Annotated in this window: 12 protein-coding genes; 4 read left to right on the top strand and 8 right to left on the bottom strand. The window is 69.4% G+C overall.

The features are described from left to right. Positions 1-296 (top strand): hypothetical protein (locus HUW62_RS36220; RefSeq protein ID WP_176437030.1); only part of this gene is annotated, 296 nt, incomplete at its 5' end. A gap of 321 nt (positions 297-617) precedes the next feature. Here HUW62_RS36220 and HUW62_RS36215 read toward each other — a convergent pair. Continuing rightward, positions 618-2,093 carry a hypothetical protein gene (locus HUW62_RS36215; RefSeq protein ID WP_255203850.1) on the bottom strand — a complete coding sequence of 492 codons (1,476 nt, stop codon included), beginning with the start codon at positions 2,091-2,093 and terminating at the stop codon, positions 618-620. 66 nt (positions 2,094-2,159) lie between these two features. Here HUW62_RS36215 and HUW62_RS36210 point away from each other — a divergent pair, with 66 nt between their 5' ends. Beyond that, positions 2,160-3,710 (top strand): ATP-binding protein, encoded by a 1,551-nt coding sequence (locus HUW62_RS36210; protein ID WP_176437028.1) that lies wholly within the window; start codon positions 2,160-2,162, stop codon positions 3,708-3,710. A gap of 7 nt (positions 3,711-3,717) precedes the next feature. On the opposite strand, the gene HUW62_RS36205 is transcribed toward HUW62_RS36210, so the two are convergent. The 3 genes from HUW62_RS36205 to HUW62_RS36195 all read right to left on the bottom strand — a co-directional run bounded on the left by HUW62_RS36205 (position 3,718) and on the right by HUW62_RS36195 (position 7,692). Next, complete coding sequence (locus HUW62_RS36205) at positions 3,718-4,905, bottom strand: NAD-dependent epimerase/dehydratase family protein (protein WP_176437027.1); 1,188 nt, start codon at positions 4,903-4,905, stop codon at positions 3,718-3,720. A gap of 93 nt (positions 4,906-4,998) precedes the next feature. Continuing rightward, positions 4,999-6,294, bottom strand: a complete 1,296-nt coding sequence (locus HUW62_RS36200) for an NTP/NDP exchange transporter (protein WP_163863617.1) — start codon at positions 6,292-6,294, stop codon at positions 4,999-5,001. Positions 6,295-6,393: 99 nt separating this feature from the next. Beyond that, positions 6,394-7,692, bottom strand: coding sequence for a pyridoxal phosphate-dependent aminotransferase (locus tag HUW62_RS36195; RefSeq protein ID WP_163863618.1), 1,299 nt, complete (start codon positions 7,690-7,692; stop codon positions 6,394-6,396). 374 nt (positions 7,693-8,066) lie between these two features. Here HUW62_RS36195 and HUW62_RS36190 point away from each other — a divergent pair, with 374 nt between their 5' ends. Next, positions 8,067-9,074, top strand: a complete 1,008-nt coding sequence (locus HUW62_RS36190; protein WP_176437026.1) for a DUF1028 domain-containing protein — start codon at positions 8,067-8,069, stop codon at positions 9,072-9,074. 151 nt (positions 9,075-9,225) lie between these two features. After that, entirely contained in the window at positions 9,226-10,044 is an 819-nt protein-coding gene (locus HUW62_RS36185; RefSeq protein ID WP_163863622.1) for a hypothetical protein, read from the top strand. 134 nt (positions 10,045-10,178) lie between these two features. Here the strand turns inward: HUW62_RS36185 and HUW62_RS36180 are convergent, their stop codons facing one another. The 4 genes from HUW62_RS36180 to HUW62_RS36165 form a co-directional block, all read right to left on the bottom strand. Beyond that, positions 10,179-12,143 (bottom strand): 4-alpha-glucanotransferase, encoded by a 1,965-nt coding sequence (locus HUW62_RS36180; protein WP_163863625.1) that lies wholly within the window; start codon positions 12,141-12,143, stop codon positions 10,179-10,181. Between the two features lie 125 nt (positions 12,144-12,268). Continuing rightward, positions 12,269-15,436, bottom strand: a complete 3,168-nt coding sequence (locus tag HUW62_RS36175; protein WP_176437025.1) for an efflux RND transporter permease subunit — start codon at positions 15,434-15,436, stop codon at positions 12,269-12,271. Between the two features lie 40 nt (positions 15,437-15,476). Beyond that, positions 15,477-16,727, bottom strand: coding sequence for an efflux RND transporter periplasmic adaptor subunit (locus tag HUW62_RS36170; RefSeq protein WP_176437024.1), 1,251 nt, complete (start codon positions 16,725-16,727; stop codon positions 15,477-15,479). A gap of 197 nt (positions 16,728-16,924) precedes the next feature. Next, positions 16,925-17,914: ADYC domain-containing protein (locus HUW62_RS36165; RefSeq protein ID WP_255203849.1), on the bottom strand; the 990-nt coding region annotated here is incomplete at its 5' end.

The following is a 17,914-nucleotide window of genomic DNA, read 5'->3' as shown; positions in this document are numbered from 1 at the left end:
GGGGGAGGGGAAGGGGAGTCACGGCCCGGAAGGCGGGGACTCGCATCAGCAGAGGGGAGCGCGCGAGCGCGTTGGAAGCACCAGAGGGGGACATCGCGGTACCCGAGCTGACCGCCTTCGCGGGGGCGAAGCGCAGACAGCTCGCGGTGCTGACGAAGTCCAGAGCACTGGGACTGCTCCGGGGGGAGATGGACCTTGTAACGCGGGTGGCGTCCATGCGCCCGCAGACGTTTGGCTGGGCGCAGACCCTGGCGCGATTGCGAGCGAGCTCGCGTCCCGCCGAGTTCTGGCCTTGAGCACGATTCAACGGGGTGTGGGTGCTTGGGGCACCGCGACATCCTGAAAGCAGAGCGGTTCGGCATGCGCACCGGGGGGCGCGCACGTTCGTGAAATCACAGCTTCGCGGGAGGGGTCCAAGGCCCTCCTGACACATGCAGGGCGGGTAGGAAGATGGTGCCGCGGGGGCGGTGCCATCCGTGGATGGGGGACCCGGGGGTGACGCTCTTCAGAGGGGGAGAGCGAACCTGAGCAAGGGTCATACCGGGGGGTGCTCCGAGTTCATCGGGGCATCCCCCGTTGCTTTTTCACGGGTCGCCACGGCTTTGCGCTCCGCCGCTTCACTCCACGCGCAGCGTCGCGGTGCCGGTGAGGGCGCGGTTCAGGGTGAGCCACAGCGCGTCGCCCGCGTCGTCCACGGAGGCGAAGTAGTCCGCGTCGGCGGCGAGCACCTGCTCGTCCAGCAGCACGCGTGACGGCGGCGTGGACAGGGTGTAGCCGCGCAGCACCAGCACCGGGTGCTCCAGGGAGCCGCGGCCAGAGTCGAAGCGCAACACCGCGCGGTTGCATGTCACGCGCGCTTCCCACGTCGCATACACGGGGTTGTAGCCGGGCACGGCGAAGGGCACGGAGTCCGAGCGGCCGACGCCGCCGGCCCCTTGCGTGGCCACGGTGCCCTCGGTGGCGGACAGGCGCACGGCCTGCCAGGACTCGACCTCCGAGGCGCGCTTCAGCACCGGGTCCTCCGAGTGCGTCCCCAGCACCATGAAGACGGAGTAGCTCTGGTAGGGGTGGCCGGAGAGCATGCCGTCATCGCCGTAGCGCGCGTACTGGCGCCAGCCGAGCGCGCCGTAGTTGCTGCCCCAGGCCAGGCGATGCGAGCGCGTCGTCGTGGGGAGCTGGTACTGGTTGAGCTGGTAGGTCCAGTTCCAGTCCTCGGGCATGGGGCCATTGGCGGCGCGCTGTCCCCAGCCCTGTTGGTAGAACCAGTAGCCACCGGCGGGCTTCCGCAGCCAGGGCTGTGTCTGCACCACGCCCATCTCCGCGTCGGGCGCGGTGGTCCACATGCGGGTGTAGGGGACGACGTTGGGCTCGCGGTAGTCCCAGCCGCTGGCCATCGTCACGGGGGAGGACAGCGTCACGAAGCGATGACGGTCTCCCCAGCCGAGCCCCGCGATTTCGGCGTTCGCGTTGCCGTCGAAGAGCAGGTCGCCATAGGGCGAGCGCACGTCCGCCTCCAGTGCGTCCGGCGGAATGCCCGAGACGTCGTGGGTGATGGCGTAGAGCGGATGGTTCCTGCCGGTGGCGAAGAGGTAGTGGACGGTGACGTTGACGATGTGGCCGCCGAGCGGCAGGGGCCAGCGGAACTCGTGCAGCGCGTGGTGGCGTCCCTCGAAGAGGGTGCGGCCGGTGCCGGTGACGCCTTCCGTCCAGTTGCCCCAGGTGGCCCCGGCGCGCAGGTGACACGTCACCATGCCCCAGCCGGGGACACCGTCGTTGGCGCCGTCGCAGGTGCGCGAGACGCCGTTCGTCTCGTAGACGTAGCGGCGGAGATAGCCACCGTGCCAGCCGGCGGGGTCCGCGGCGTCGTTGCGCACGAGGAACGCCGAGCGTGGCGCGCAGTCACTGTCGCGCCACGTGTAGCGGTCGGTGTGGAAGCCCTCCAGGTCCACATCGCGCTCCAGGCTCAGGGGCACGCAGGGATGCGCCTGGCCGGGGCCCGCGTCGGGGTCGCCCTCCGGACGGACCTCCTTGCCACCACAGGCCGCGAGCGACACGGCGAGCAGAACGACGGCGCTGTGCCTTCTGAACGACATGGACGTCATCGAAGCCCCTCCAAGTCCATGCCTACCCAGGCGAAGGAGGCGTAGTACCTTCCGGACATGCCCCGCTGGTTCAACACCGCCGGTCCGTGCAATCCGGACCATCATTACATGCTGCCAGCCATGCGGCGGCTGCCCGAAGTGCGGCGGCTCGTCGAGCAGCAGGGCTACTTCGTCGTCCACGCGCCTCGGCAAGTGGGCAAGACAACGGCGCTCCTCTCGTTCGCCCGCGAGCTCACGTCGGAGGGCCGCTATGTGGCGGCCCTCGTCAGCATGGAGGCGGGGGCGGGTTTCCCCCAGGACACCGGCGCGGCAGAGGCCGCCATCCTCTCGAGCTGGCGACTCGCCACGCGCGCCCAACTGCCTCCCAATTCACAGCCTCCAGAGTTTCCGGAAGCACCGCCAGGCAATCGGGTCGCCACCGCGCTCGCGGCCTGGTCCGAGGCCACCGACAAGCCCCTCGTCACGTTCCTGGATGAGGTCGACGCACTCCGCGATGGCGTGCTGGTCTCCGTGCTCCGGCAGCTCCGCGACGGCCACCGAAACCGTCCCGAGCACTTTCCCTCCGCCATGGCCCTCATCGGGCTGCGGGACGTGCGCGACTACAAGGTGTCCTCCGACGATGGAGACAGGCTGGCGACCTCCAGCCCGTTCAACATCAAGGTGCGCTCGCTCACCCTGCGCGACTTCACCGAGGACGAAGTCACGGAGCTCTACTCCCAGCACACCACGGACACAGGTCAGCGCTTCGAACCCGACGCCCTCGCGCTCGCCTTCGAGCTCACCCAGGGCCAGCCGTGGCTCGTCAACGCCCTGGCCAAGGTGGCTGTCGAGGAACTGGTGCCCGAGCTGTCCCAGCCCATCCGCCGCGAGGATATCGAGCGCGCCAGGGCCATCCTCATCTACCGCCAGGAGACCCACCTGGACAGCCTCGCGGCGCGGCTGCGCGAGCCTCGCATCCGCGCCATCCTTGAACCGATGCTCGCGGGACAGCTCCTGGGTGACGTCCCCGAGGATGACCGCCGCTTCGCCGTCGACCTGGGTCTGCTGCGCCGCAGCGCATCCGGAACGCTCGAGGTGGCCAATCCCATCTACCGCGAGATTCTCGTCCGCTCGCTGGCGTCAGGCACGCGCGACACGCTCCCCTCCATCCAGCCCTCCTGGTTGAAGCCCGACGGGCGGCTGGACGTGGAGCAATTGCGAGACGCCTTCCTCGCCTTCTGGCGCCAGCATGGCGAGCCGCTCCTGGCCACCGCGCCGTATCACGAGGTCGCGCCGCATCTGGTGCTCATGGCCTTCCTGCACCGAGTGGTGAATGGGGGCGGCACGATTGAGCGGGAGTACGCCATCGGTCGCGGGCGCATGGACCTGTGCGTGCGCCATGGGCCGGACACCCTCGCCATCGAAATCAAGGTCTGGAGGGACCGCGAGTCAGACCCGCTGACCGAGGGCCTGGAACAGCTCGACGGCTATCTCCAGGGCCTGGGGTTGGATGAAGGCTGGCTGATGCTCTTCGACCGTCGCTCGAACCAGCCCTCCATCGCCGAGCGCACCCGGGCCGAACAGGCCCGGACGCCCTCGGGTCGGCGCGTCACCGTCATCCGCGCCTGAGTACGCCTCAACCCGCGTTGGCGTTGCCCTTGTCGTGCTCCTGGTGCCACGCGGCGAGCACTTCCTTCTCCCGCTCCGGCTTGATGCCCGACTTCAGCTTCGCCTGCCGCTCGGGCGGCTCCGCGTTGAACCAGGCCACCGTGTCGCGGACCGTCTCCTCCAGCGGGCGGAAGGTGAGCCCCGCCGCCAGCGCCTTGTCGATGTTCACCTGCAACAAGCCCGCGTCCTCCCCCGTGGGCGACACCCAGACCGGCATGTCACTGAAGGACTCCACCTTGTGCTTCTCCAGGAAGGAGGCGTGCGCCCAGATGAAGTGCGCGTCGCTCTTCAGCGCCTTCTTGCTGCGCTCCAGGAAGTCGCGCATCAACAGCGGCTTCTCGGGCCCCGTCGCCGTGTACTGCCCCGCCAGCTTCTTCTCCACGCCCAGGATGATGAACGCGGCCAGATCGCGCGCGTCGATGAACTGCGTCTGGTTCAGCCCCGTGCCGGGCGCGAGCACCTCGCCGCCCCGGGCCACGCGCACCGGCCAGTACGTGAAGCGGTCCGTCGGGTCATCCGGGCCGACGATGAGCCCCGGGCGCACGTTGAACACGCGGCCGGGCATCGCCGTCTCCGCGGCCTTCTCACACAGCGCCTTCAGCGCGCCGTAGTGCTTGTCCACATCCTCCGTCGTCACGTCCGTCACCGTGGCGACAGGCGCCGTCTCCGTCAGACCCGGCTTCGACGCGTCCTTGTAGACGGAGATGGTGGACACGAAGGTGTAGTGCCCCACGTTGGGCGCGAGCAGCTCCGCCGAGGCCTTCACGATGCGCGGCACGTAACCCGACGTGTCCACCACCGCGTCCCACTTGCGGCCCTCCAGCGCCTTGAGGCCCTCCGCCTTCGTCGGGTCTCTGTCCCCCTGGAGCTTCTCCACGTTCGGAAAGAGGCCCGGGTTCGTCTTGCCCCGGTTGAACAGCGTCACCGTGTGGCCCCGCGCCTGCGCGGACTCCACCAGCGCCGGCCCCAGGAACTTCGTGCCGCCGAGGATGAGGATGTTCAACGGCTTGTCCGCCTTCGCGGCCCCGGCCCCCTGGCCCTGGGGACCCGGCGTCTCGGACGCACCCCCCGAAGACCCCGAGGTGGCACAGCCCATGGCCCAGAGGGAGCCCACCGTCACCGCGCCTTGAATCAGGTCTCTGCGAGACAGCTTCATGTCGTGTCGTCTCCTGCTGCGACGTTCGTTTCAACCCCCGCCCCCCACCCGCGGCGACGAGGAAACACTTCGAGGAAGACTCCGGACTCCACTTCAACGAGCCGCGGCATTATCGGAGGCCACGGGCTCGAGCGCACCCTCGGGCTCACGGGACATCCGCCGCTGCTCCCGCCCCAGGTACAGCGACACGCCGAGCCACAGCCCCGCCAGCGGCACCGCCGCCAATGACAACCCCGTCATGCCCAGGCCCAGCGCCGTGAGGCCCCCCTGCAACCACGCGCTCACCGTGTCGCTGCCCCGGTACACCACCGTGTCGATGAAGCTCTTGGACTTGTAGCGCGCCTCGCGGTCCACCGTGGTGAAGAGGATTTCGCGCGAGGGCCGCTCCAGCGCGTAGTGGCTGGCCCCTCGCAGCGCCTTGAACACCACCAGCACCCCGAGCACCGGCATCACCGCCAGCCCCAGGAAGCCCAGCCCCGTGAGCACCGGGGCCACCGCCAGCGCCGCGCCCAATCCCAGCCGGGAGATGACCCGCCCCGTGACGAGCGTCTGGATCGCCAGCGTCAGCAACTGCACGTAGAAGTCGATGTCGCCGAACAGCGCGGTGCGCGAGGCCGCGTCCTTGCCCACCTCCGCCACCAGCTTCACCTCCTGGAAGTACAGGAAGGTGGACGTGGCCGCGTAGAGCAGCACCTGGAGCCCGAGCGCGAGCAGGATGGGCGACGCCACCAGGAGCCGCAGCCCCGCCAGCACGCCGCCGCCCACGGGCCCCTCCGCCGACGCGGGCTGATGCTGTACGTCCCGAGCCCAGCGGCTCAGCCAGCGAACGCACTGCGCGCTCACCTCCAGCAGCACCGCGGACACGAGGATGAGGTTCACCGGCCCCACCGGCTCCGCCAGGCGTCCCACCAGGAACGGCCCCACCAACATGCCCGTCGTCCCACCCGCGGCGATGAAGCCGAACAGCCGCTTGCCCTGCTCGCCGGCGAAGACGTCCGCCATGAAGCTCCAGAAGATGGAGACCACGAACAGGTTGTAGACGCTCAGCCAGATGTAGAAGACCCGCGCCACCGGCTCCTTCGCCACCCCGAACTTCAGCAGCACGAAGAAGGCGAGCAGGCTGACCAGGAAGAAGCGGTAGACGCGCGGCAGCACCACCCGCCGGGGCCAGCGCGCCACCAGCGCGGAGAAGGCCGGCACCGCCAGCAGCATGACGATGAACGTCGCGGTGAAGAGCCACGGCAGGCCCTTCACGCTGCCCGCCGTCCCCATCTCGTTGCGGATGGGACGCAGGATGGCGTAACCGCACATCAGCGTGAAGAAGTAGACGAAGGACCCGAGGACCGCGCGAACTTCCTCGTCACGTACATCCACGAATCGCTTGAGCATTGGCACGAAGTACCCGGCTGAACTCCAGCCCTTTCCGTGTATTCCCGAGCCCCGCGCCCGTCCAGTGGGACGTCACGCGGGGCCCGGCACCGACGCGGGCTACTTCGAGGCGAGCGCCTCGCGCAGGGTGGCTTCCACGCGGGGCAGGGCCTCCTGGATTTCCGCCACCGACGTCGCGCCCACGGACAGGCGGAACCAGCCGGTGTCCTCGCTCAGACCGAACGCCTGGAAGGGCACCACCGCGAGGCTGGCCTTCTCCAGGAGCAGCTTGCGGATGTCGTCATTCGTCTTCAGGCCGCCCTTGCCCACCAGGTCGAACTGGACGGACAGGTAGATGGCGCCCTGCGGCGCGATGTGTCGCACCGGCAGCCCCGCCTCGCGCATGCGCGTCAGGCCCGTGTGCAGCACCTCCAGGCGCGCGTCCACGCGCTGGCGCATCTCCGTCAGGAAGGACTCGGTGGCGGGCACGTCGTCCAGGTAGCGCGCCACCGCGACCTGCTCCGCCTTGGGCGCCCACGCGCCGACGTGGCCGAGCACGTCCCGCATGCGAGCGATGATGGCCGGCGGACCCACGCCCCAACCCACGCGCACGCCCGTCGCGGCGAAGGCCTTGGAGATGCCGTCCACGAACACGGTGTACGGCGCCACTTCCGGCACCAGCTCCACCGGCGTCACGTGCTTCACCGCGCCGAAGCTCAGCACCCAGTAAATCTGGTCGTACATCAGGATGAGCGGCTTGCGGCCCTGCTTCTCCCGCTCGCGGTTCTCCGCGACGACGCGCTCGCAGATGGCGCCCAGCACGTCGGACGAAATCATGGTGCCCGTGGGGTTGAGCGGGCTGCACAGGCACAACAGGCGCGCGGTGCCCAGGTGCGGCGTGAGCTGCTCCAGCGTGGGCATGAAGCCGTGCGACGGGTCCGTCGTCACGACGACGCCCTTGGCGTTCATCATGTGGACGTAGTGGTTGTTGTTCCACGACGGCACCGGGTAGACGACCGTCTCGCCGTCATCGAGCACCGCGCGGTAGGTGCCGTAGATGATGGGCCGGGCGCCGCCCGCGATGACGATTCCCTCCAGCGGATACTTCAGGCCCAGGGCGCGCTCGTAGAAGCGCTGCACCGCCTGGCGTAGGTCGAGCACGCCGTCGGAGGGCGGATAGTTCGTCTCGCCCGCCTGGAGCGCGGTGGCGATGCCCTGGCGCAGGCCGTCGGGGATGGGGAACTCGCGCGGGCTGAAGTCGCCCACGGTGAGGTTGCACACCTTGCGCCCCTTGGCGACGAGCTCACGGACTTCCGCGGCGATGCGGAGAATCTCGCTGCCAACGAGGCCTCGCGCCATCGTGCCAATGGAGGCGTCGTCCCGCGAGGGACGTGGGAGGGAGGTGAGGTCGAGAGCCATGGGGAATCTGTCTCCGGTTCGTGCGCGTGAGGGGGAGGACGCGGGCTGCGGCCGGGCGCGGACCATACCCGCCACCCGGGCCCTTGTGGGGCGCGTCTGAAACTTCTGGGGGAGTGCCACGGCTACAATTTTCCCGGAAGCGGGATGCGCGGGGCAGCCAGGCCGGCCTGCCCTCCTCGGGCCGTCGGTCCTCACCCTGAATCCGGTGCTTGACGGCGCGCAAGGACCTCCGAGCCTTCCCGATATGTCTCGAAGGCGCGTCGCGTTCCTGGAGCCAGCAACCCACACCCTCCATTCCCAGACATGCGAGGCCTGCCCTGTGTCGAGCGACGCTTGCTCGGCCCCGGCGGAGCCCTGCGTCCCGAGGTACGTGCATGAAGCCGTTCAAGCGTGGCCTGCTGCTCGCCGCATCCCTGTTGCTGGGCTCCACCCAGGCCTCCGCCGCGGACCGTCCCTTCAACCCGAGCATCTTCGGCACGCGCGCCGTGGTGGCGTGCGACGCGGTGGAGCAGTCGTGCGGAATGGCCGTCATCTCCTTCCCCAGCGGCGTGAGTGGGCTGGTGCCGTATGGGCGTGCGGACGTGGCGGTGGCCACCATGGCGTTGCCCTCGGTGGATGACGCGCAGGCGGTCATCGCGCGCATCGACGCGGGCGAGGCACCCCAGAGCGCCATCGATGGAGTGCTCGCCTCGGACCCCTATGCCCCCATCCGTCAGCTCGCCGCGGTGAAGCTCCACCCGGATGGGCATGTGACGGTGGGCCAGCGCTCGGGCGCGGAGAACAGCGCGCACACCTGCTCCGTCCTGGGAGACACCTTCGTGGTGCAGGCCAACAACATGACGACGCCCGACATGTGTCGAGCCATGGCGGACGGCTTCCGTCGAGCGCGGGGCAGCCTGCCGCAGCGGCTGTATGCGTCCCTCAAGGCCGGGGCGCGCGTGGGCGGGGACCGCAATGGCGAGCGCTCGGGCGTCATCCGCGTCTGGAACACCACGAGCGAGACGGCCTTCTATACGCATGTGCTCGCGGAGGCGGTGGTCCACGGCAGCACCGGGGCGTTGCAGGAGCTGGGCGTGGAGCTGAACCGCTACCAGGGCACGCTCGCGGATGTGTATGCCGCGGACCGGGTGACGCTGGATGGCGATACGGCGCGCGACGTGAAGCGCGTGCTGCGCAAGCTCGGCTACTACCACGGGCGCATGGATGGGAGCTGGTCCGATGCCGCCGAGCAGGCCCTGTATGACTTCAACTGGAACAACCTTTTCTTCCTGAAGCCCACCGTGGTGGAGAACGGCACGCGGAAGATTGACGGCGTGCTGGTCAACCTCCTGCGTGACGCGGACCTGGGTGCCCTGACGCGCGCGACGGGTTCGGCCGACTGAAGTCCCTCGGGTGACGCGGGCCCTTCGCCGTGCTCGGGCGGAGGGTCTGTCGTCTTCCCGTCATCATGTCCTCGGCGGGAGGCTGGCACCGCGAGCGCCGTCGTGAGAGAGGGAGTTCCTCACGGCCCTGTGGGCCGACAGGGGAGGAACGATGAAGCGTGCCGGACGCTGGCTGTCGTCGCTGTGGCTCGCCGGGTGCCTCGTGGCCACCGGATGCTCGAAGAAAGAGGAAGCGCCGCCCCACCCCGCGGCCGAGCTGCCTCCTTCCGATGACACGCCCGCGCAGCCTTCAGGCCCACCCCCCGGAACGCTCCCTCGCGAGGGCGAGGCCGCCGCGAAGCCGCCCGTGCATGTGGTGACGGGGGGACCGAGCGTGCCTGTCGTCGCTGGCGCCCAGGACGAGGACCTTCCCGCTCCGACGGACACGCCCCCGGGTGATGAAGAGGGAGCGCCGTCCAAGCCGCCCACGGGCACGGGAGCGCAGACTCCGTCACCGTCCAACGGTGGTGGGTACACGCCCGAGGACCCGAAGAACCGCGAGTGGACCTCGAGCGCGGTGGACATGAAGCGCCAGGATGCGCCGAGGGCCACGCTGAGCTCGGTGCGCGCGGGGGCACATCCGGACTACGACCGCGTGGTGTTCGAGTTCGAGGGAACGCAGCTCCCTGGCTACAAGGTGGAGTACGCGAAGGAGCCGGTGGTGCAGTGCGGCTCGGGAGACCCGGCGGCGCTCGCGGGCAAGGGCCAGCTCCAGGTGACCTTCACTCCCGCGCGGGCCCACACCGACCAGGGGCAGCCCACCGTGGCCACGCGCGAGCTGAAGCCCGCGCTGCCTGTCCTCCTGGAGCTGGAGCGCACCTGTGACTTCGAGGGCGAGGTGACGTGGGTGCTCGGGAACAAGAGCGTCCAGCCGTTCCGCGTCCTGGAGCTGCGCGAGCCCACGCGCCTCGTGGTGGACGTGAAGCACTGAGCAACATGGTGGCTATGGAGTGGCGGACCTGAAGCGAGAGCGGAGACTCGCCTCGCTTCGCGGTCCTCCTGTTTCACACGTGCGATGCCCATTCCGGCGCGGGGAGCGGAACCAGGCAGGCGCGAAGAGGGAGGCTATGGGTCTTCCTTCAGTGACTCCGCGAGCCTGTCCAGCCCCTCGAGCAGCTCGCGATGTTTCTCCCGCGCTGGCGCGCCACCCGCTCGCAACGCCATCGCCAGCACGCCGGGGAGGTTCATCGCGGCGTCACCTCGGAGCCGCTCGCGATACTCGCGCATCCAGTCCGTGGGCGCGCGCAGCGACCAGTTGCGCTCATCCACCGTGCCGGGCTCGTTGTACGTCTCCGGTATCCCCAGCAGGTCCGTGAAGAACACCATGACATTGCGCGCGCGACTGGCGAACAGGTCCGCCAGCTTCGCCTGCGCGAGCTTCCCCGGGTCCGTCGCCAGTTCGCGCGCGAAGTCCTCGCGTCGCTCGGGCTCGGGACACAGCCTCGTCGCCAGATATTCCGCCTGCGCCCGCAGCGTTCCGCGCCACTGCCAGTCGCCCACCAGTCGCCACAGCGACTTCGTGTCGTGGTTGCCCACCATCATCCAGTCCTCGGGCGCCACGTTCTCGCTGCGATACACGTCCGCCGGGTTGCCCAGGTCCGCCTTCTGCGTGACGCGGAAGCGCCCCAATCCATAGCGCGCCATGACTCGCCCCAGTGGATACGGCAGCGTGCTCAGCACCTCGCCCAGCAAGTCACCCAAATCCCGTCCGTTGCGCCGCGCCGCCGCGACCACCGTGTCGAAGAGGACGCTGAAGCGCTGCACCTGCTCGGGCGTGAGCGACTTCACCTCTCCATCCGCGTACCTGGGCAACGAGCGGTCCAGTTGCTCGGGGGCCACCAGCGCGTAGCGCGCCAGCTCCGGGTGGTCCTCCAGGTCCGGCGAGGAGAACAGCCGCGCGCCGTGCTGCACCGCCCCCAGCGCGTCCCACTGCCCCACGCGATACACCCACGGACACACCAGCCCATGGGGATGGTCCAGCCGCAGCCCGTCGTACTCCGCGAGCATCTTGTCCATGCGCGCGTCCATGAAGCGCAGCACCGCGCCGGGCCGGAAGCCCAGCGATGGCCCCTCTCCGCCCTCCATGAAGTACTGCTCCGGGTCCAACACCGGGTAGTTCCACGGCTGGCCCTCGGGATTGGTGCGACTCGGCGGCGCCCCCATCTGGTACGTGCGCAGGAACAGGCCCTGCCACGCCCATGCATCGCGCGGTGAGAAGCCAATCTGCAAATCACCGTAGAGCTTCAGCTTCAACCCTGTCGTGCGAGCGCGCAGGACCTCATGCTGCGCATGCACCAGGAACTGGAAGAAGGCGTAGCGCTCCAGCACCTCCGCGTATTGAGTCTCCAGCGCCTGCACTCGCGCGGCGGCGACACCTTCGGCCCCCGGACGAGGACTCCACAGCCGTCCATCCAGCGAGTCGGCCCACGGCCTCCAATCCAGTACGCCCTTCTCCGCGCACAGCACATCGAAGAGCGCGTCGCGCAGCAGCCATGCGCGGTGCCGCTGTCGGAAGGTGTTGAAACGCGATGACACCTCGCGCATGGCGGCCGAAGCCTCCGGACTCGCGCGTTGGAGCCGAAACGACGTCCACGCTTCATCGAGCACCGCGAGCTGCGCGCGGAAGGCCCACCGGTAGCGCTCTCCGGGACTGGAGGAACGCGAGCGCCCTTCCACGAGCGCTGCCACGCGGCCCTTCGGGAGCAGCGCGCCCCAGGCCTCGTCCTCCAGCGCCGCGAGCGCCACATTGAGCACGTTGCGAGAGAAGAGCGTGCCGTCATACGGCGAGGCATTCGACTCCGACGTCTGCCCCTGGGGGCCCAGTTGGATGCCCGTGAAGCCCAGCGCGTGCGCGGCCTCAAGAAAGCGGGCGGCACCTTCCGAACAGGGCGAGCCCCGTCCCGTGTCCTCGTGCGGAAGACTGGGGAAGCTGGGGTCGTGGATGCTCAGGACGAGGTTGCGGACATCGAGTGCGGCCAGGGCGTGGGTGACGAGTCGACGATGGTCTTCAGGCAGCGAGGCTCGGGACATGGCGGATGGCGACGACCCTAGGTTCCTCCGAGCGACACGCCAACCCGCTTCTCGGGCCGACGTTCAACATCCGTCCGAGGAAGACACTCCGCGTGGCGACACGGACACTCCGCGCGGGCCGGGTATCACTTCTGTCGGGACTGGGGCGCGGGCCGGGGCTCGCCTCCTCCGGGCGCGCGGAGGTGGAAGACCTTGCGCAGCTTGCGGCCCATCCACGTCCGCCCATCCACCAGGATTTCGTACACCGTCGGAATCACCAGCAGCGTCAGCAGCGTGGACGTAATCGTGCCGCCAATCACCGCGCGGCCCAGCGGTGCGCGGAAGTCGCCGCCCTCACCCGCGCCGATGGCCACGGGAATCATGCCCGCCACCAGCGCGAAGGTCGTCATGATGATGGGACGCAAGCGGATGCGGCCCGCCTCGATGAGCGCCTCGCGCAAGGGCATGCCCTTCTCGTGAGACCACTTCGCGAAGTCGATGAGCAGGATGGCGTTCTTCGCGACGATGCCCATCAGCAGGATGACGCCGATGAGGCTCATGATGTTGAGCGTGTCTCCGGTGACGAGCAGCGCCAGCACCACGCCGATGAGGGACAGCGGCAGTGAGATGAGGATGGCCAGCGGGTCCAGGAACGAGCCGAACTGGATGACGAGGATGAGGTACATCAGCAGCACCGCGACGCCCAGCGCGAGGAACACCCGCGAGAACACCTCCTCCTGGTCCGCGGACTCGCCGCCTGTCGTCAGCGTGTAGCCCGCGGGGAGCTGCACCGCGTCCACCCGCTTCTGGATGTCTCGCATCACCTCCGTCAACGAGCGGTCCTGCACGTTCGCCTGCACGTTGATGACGCGCTCGCGGTTGAGGTGCGTGATTTGCGCGGGGCCGAGCGCCTGACGGATATCCGCCACCTGTCCGAGCGGCACGAGTTGAGGCGCGCCTCCTGGCGCCGCGCCCGTCAACAGGGGAATCCGCGCCAGGTCGTCCGCGTTGTCGCGCGACTCGGGCGCCAGTCGCACCATGACGTCGCGAGTCTCTCCAATCGGGTCCACCCAGTCCCCCACGTCCAGGCCCGCGAAGGCCGGCCGCAGCACCTGGGCCACCTGCCCCACCGTCACCCCGAGCTGACCCGCGAGCCCCCGGTTCAGGTCCACCTCCAGCTCCGGCTTCTGGCCTCGCGTGGAGAGCCCCACATCCACCGCGCCGGGCACCTGCGCCACCTCTCGCTGCACCTGCTGCGCGAGCTCGGTGAGCTTCTTCTGGTCCGGCCCACGCACCTCGAGCTGAATCTGCTTCATCGCGCCGCCAAAGCCCGACGTGAAGACAGACACCTTCGCGCCGCCCACGCTCGCCAGCTCCTTGCGGAGCCTGCTGCCCAGCGCGTCCTGGCTCACGTCGCGGTCCGCCTTGGGCGTGAGCCGCACGTACACCAGCGCCTGGTCCACGCCGGGCGCGCTCATCGGCAACGGCACGCCGATGGTGCTGTACGTATAGGCGACCTCCGGGTGGGCTCGGGCGACGCGGGTCACCTCCTCCACCTTGCGCCGCGTGTACTCCAGGCTGGAGCCCGGTGGCGTCTCCACCAGCAGCTCTACCTCCGAGCGGTCACTCACGGGCACGAAGCCCGCGCCACCCACCGTCCCCTGGAGCACCAGGGCGCCCACGAGCGAGCCTACCGCGACGAGCACCATGGCGAGCCTGTGGTCCAACGCCCAGGCGATGACGCCCTTGTAGCGGTCCGCCTGTCGGTCGAACCACGTGTTGAAGCGGGACAGGGTGCGGGAGATGAAGCCCTGCCGCGCGCCCTTCTCCACCTGCGGGTCCGCCCAGTACGCGCTCAGCATCGGGTCCAGCGAGAAGGATACGAACAGCGACACCAGCACCGCGCAGGCGATGGTGAGGGCGAAGGGCTTGAACCACTGGCCGGCAACGCCGTACATGAAAGCCACTGGCACGAAGACGGCGACGATGGAGAACGTGGTCGCCGACACCGCGAGGCCAATCTCCGACGTTCCTTCCTTCGACGCCGTGTAGTGGTCCTTCCCCATCTCGATATGGCGCACGATGTTCTCGCGCACCACGATGGCATCGTCGATGAGGATGCCGATGGCCAGTGTCAGGCCGAGCAACGACATCGTGTTGAGCGTGAAGCCGAAGGCCCAGACGCTGATGAACGCCGCCAGCGCGCTCACCGGCAACGCGAGCCCGGTGATGACGGTGGAGCGCCACGAGTTGAGGAAGATGAACACCACCAGCACGGTGAGCAGCGCGCCTTCCACCAGCGCCGACTGCACGTTCTCCACCGCGCTCTCCACGCGCACGCCCGCGTCGCGGACGATGGCCAGCCTCACGTCCGCAGGCAGCTTCTGCTGCAGCGCCGCCACGCGCTCACGCACGGCGTCCGCGACCTCGGTGGTGCTGTAGCCCTTCGTCTTCAGCACGTCGATGCCCACCGCCTGCGCACCGTCGTAGAGGGCCAGCGTGCGAGGCTCCTCGGAGCCCACGAAGACGTCCGCCACCTGCCCCAGCCGGATGACCTGGCCGTTGCGAGTGGTGACCACCATGTCGCGAAACGCCTCGGGGCTCTCCAGGCGCCCCTTGAGGCGGATGGATTCCTCCTCGAACTTCGAGTTGATGCGTCCCACCGGCGCGGCCAGGTTCTGCGCCTGGAGGGCCGTGACGACCTCCGCCAGGGAGATGCGCGCGGCCTGCAGCGCCTCCGGCTTGAGCTGCACCGTCATCTCCCGCTCCACGCCACCGACGACGTCCGCCTGCGCGACGCCGGGCACCGAGCGGAGCTCACCCACGACCAGCGGGTCCGCCACGCGGGACAACGCGGCGACATCGAGCCGCTCCGAGGTCAACGTCAACGAGACGATGGGCGCGTCCGCCGGGTCGAATCGCGTGAGGACGGGCTCCTCCATCTCCCGAGGCAGGTCGGCGCGCTTGCTGGAGATGGCGTCGCGGATGTCCTGCGATGCCTCCTGGATGTCCTTCTCGAACTCGAAGAACACCGTGAAGGTGGCCAGGCCGTCGGTGGCGGTGGCCGTCGTCTCCTTCGGGTCCACGCCGCTGATGGCGAAGATGGCGTCTTCAATCGGCTCGACGATTTCGCGCTCCACGGTGTCCGGTGCGGCGCCTGGGTAGACGATGCTGACGGCGATGACCGGAGCCTGGACATCCGGGAACTCATCGGTCTCCAGTTGCCACAAGGCGACGATGCCGAAGATGACCAGCGTCACCATCGCGGTGATGGTCACGATGGGACGCTTGATGGCGAAGTCGGAGATGAACACGAGGGCTCTCCCGGAAGGAGTCGAAGGGACGAGGGCGAACTCAGGGCGCCGGCGGCGGCGCGCCCTCCGAGGCTTCGCTCGATGAAGGTGCGGGACGTGCCGGCACGGAGGTGCCTTCGGGGCCCTGACGTGAGGAGGGTGCGGAGCCTCCGCCGCCGACTCCGGGCCCCTCGTCGCGCGTCGGCTGCTCTCCCGGACGGGGCGCGTCCACCTTCACACGGGAGCCATCCGTCACTTCGTCGCGCGCGGAGCCGAGGAGCACCACGTCGCCCTGCTGGAGTCCCTGGCGCACCTCGACGCGCTGCTCGACGTCGTCTCGCAGTCCCAGCGTGATGGGCACACGCTCCACCCGCTCGTCTCGCACGCGCATCACCCCGGGCTTGCCCTCGGTGTCATCCACCGCGCCCAGCGGGATGGACAGCGCTCGCACGGCCTTCGCGGCCACGCGGCCCTCGGCGAACAACCCCGCGAGGAGTTGGAGGTCCGTGTTCGGAATCGCCACGTAGATGCGCACCTGCCCCGTGTTCGGGTCCACCACCGGGTTGATGCGCTCCACCTGTCCGGTGAAGGAGTTGTCTCCGTAGCCGGTGACCTTGAACTCCACCGGCGTCTGGACCTTCACCTGGTCCAGGTTCGCGGCTGGCACCGACGCCTCCAGGCGCAGCGTGCGCGGGTCCACCACCGTGAACAATGGGGAGCCCGGTTGCACGACGTCGCCCACGCTCGCCTGCCGCTCGCTCACCACGCCCGCGAAGGGCGCCACCACCCGCGTGCGTCCGAGCTGCTCCCGCGCCAGCGTCTGACGCGAGTGCGCCTCCGCGAGCTGCCCCTTCGCCTGCGCCACCGACAACTGCGCCCGCTCGAAGTCGCGCTGGGTGATGACCCCCGCCTTGGCCAGCTTCGCGCTGCGCTCCTGCTCGGCCTCGGCCACCCGCAAGGCATTGCGCGCCGTCGAAACCGCCGTGCGGGTGGCGATGAGCTGGTCCCTCAACGTCGCATCGTCGATGCGCGCGAGCTCCTGCCCCTTCTTCACCACCTGCCCCTGCTGGGCCTTGATGTCGAGGACCGTGCCGCCCACCTGCGCGCGCACCGCCGCCGCGGTGCGGGCTTGGAGCGTTCCGGAGATGCCAGGGCCGGAGCGCAGCTCGCTCGGCTCCGCGAGCGCCACGTTCTCCTGCCCCAGGTTCACCACGGGCTCTGCGGGCGGTGCCGGCTCTCCCGAGCCCTTCTTGCACCCGGCCACCACGCAAGCCGCCGCCAGCAGCAGGCCCCACGTCCCGCCAGCCGCCATCCGTCTCGTCCGTTGGGCTCGTCTCACCGCGCGTCTCCGTCCTCCGCCGGTCCCTCCCCTGCCCCCGGCGGGCGGGCTAAACGTGGTGTCGGCCCCTTGCCGCCGGAAGTCGCACGCCTCTGCTCCTCGCCCCAGGAGACAGAGGCAGGCCGCCCGCTCACGCCCTGGATGGGCAGCCAGGCCCACCAGGCGCTCGACTACAGCGGCCCTTGCGCCACCGCCGGCGGGACTTCGCTCATCAGCAGCGTGCCGAGCAGGAAGTTCTGCTGCTGGCCACACGTCGGAAGCGACGAGCGCGAGGCACACGTGATTTCCCGCGCACCCGCCCGAGTCGTCGGCGCACGGCAGCGGGCGCCCTCGGCGTCCCACTCCGCCTCCACGGCCCAGCTCTCGGAGTCGTGCTGCACGCCCGAGGCGTCGTACAGGTTCACCCAGTTCCCATCCACCGTGTACGAGGTGCCGTTGCCACAGAAGTCCGCGCGCACCATGCGGGTGCAGGCCTGGTGCAGCGGCGCCATGCTGTGTCCCGTCGTCGTGGTGGCCCACGGGCGGTAGCCGAAGCGCACGCACTTGGCGATGGCCGCGCCCTCGCACGCGAAGGTGAAGGTCTGCGTGTCCTCGATTTTCGCGCCGCCGCCCGCGACCCCCTCGCGGTAGTCCCAGCGCCCCACCATCGGAATGGCGTTGAGCGCGGAGCCATCCGCGGCCTGACACGCGGGCTTCCACGTGTTGTCCGCCAGCGAGTAGTACGAGACGCGGTAGGTCCAGACGTCGTCGCTCCCCGGCTGGATGTCGTCCACGCGCAGCGCGACGGTGTCGCCACTGCCCAGCTCACCGACGAAGCGCGCGCCCACGAAGTCCACGCCGGACAGCACCGAGCCGTCCTGCGCATCGGCGCGGAACACGCTGCCGTCCAGCCACGTCCGCATCAGTGAGGGAGCGCCCGGGTCCGCGCGCTCGACGCCCGCGAAGCGCACCGCCACCAGCATCTGCCCCAGCTCGTCTCCGTTGAGATTGCGCCCGTTGAGATTGCGTCCATTCAGGTTGCGCCCGTTTGGAGAGGACAGCTCGGCCACCTGGGTTCCCAGCGTGTCCTGTGCGCCCTCATCCACCGAGTTCCCACACCCCACCAGCCCGCAGGCGATGACCATCGCCCCCACCATCCGCCACGCCACCATGCCCCGTAC

It is taken from the genome of Myxococcus sp. AM011 (assembly GCF_013372595.1).
GTDB classification, from domain to species: domain Bacteria; phylum Myxococcota; class Myxococcia; order Myxococcales; family Myxococcaceae; genus Myxococcus; species Myxococcus eversor.
The sequence above is the reverse complement of the archived record's forward strand: the minus strand, read 5'-3'. Positions and strand labels throughout refer to the sequence as shown.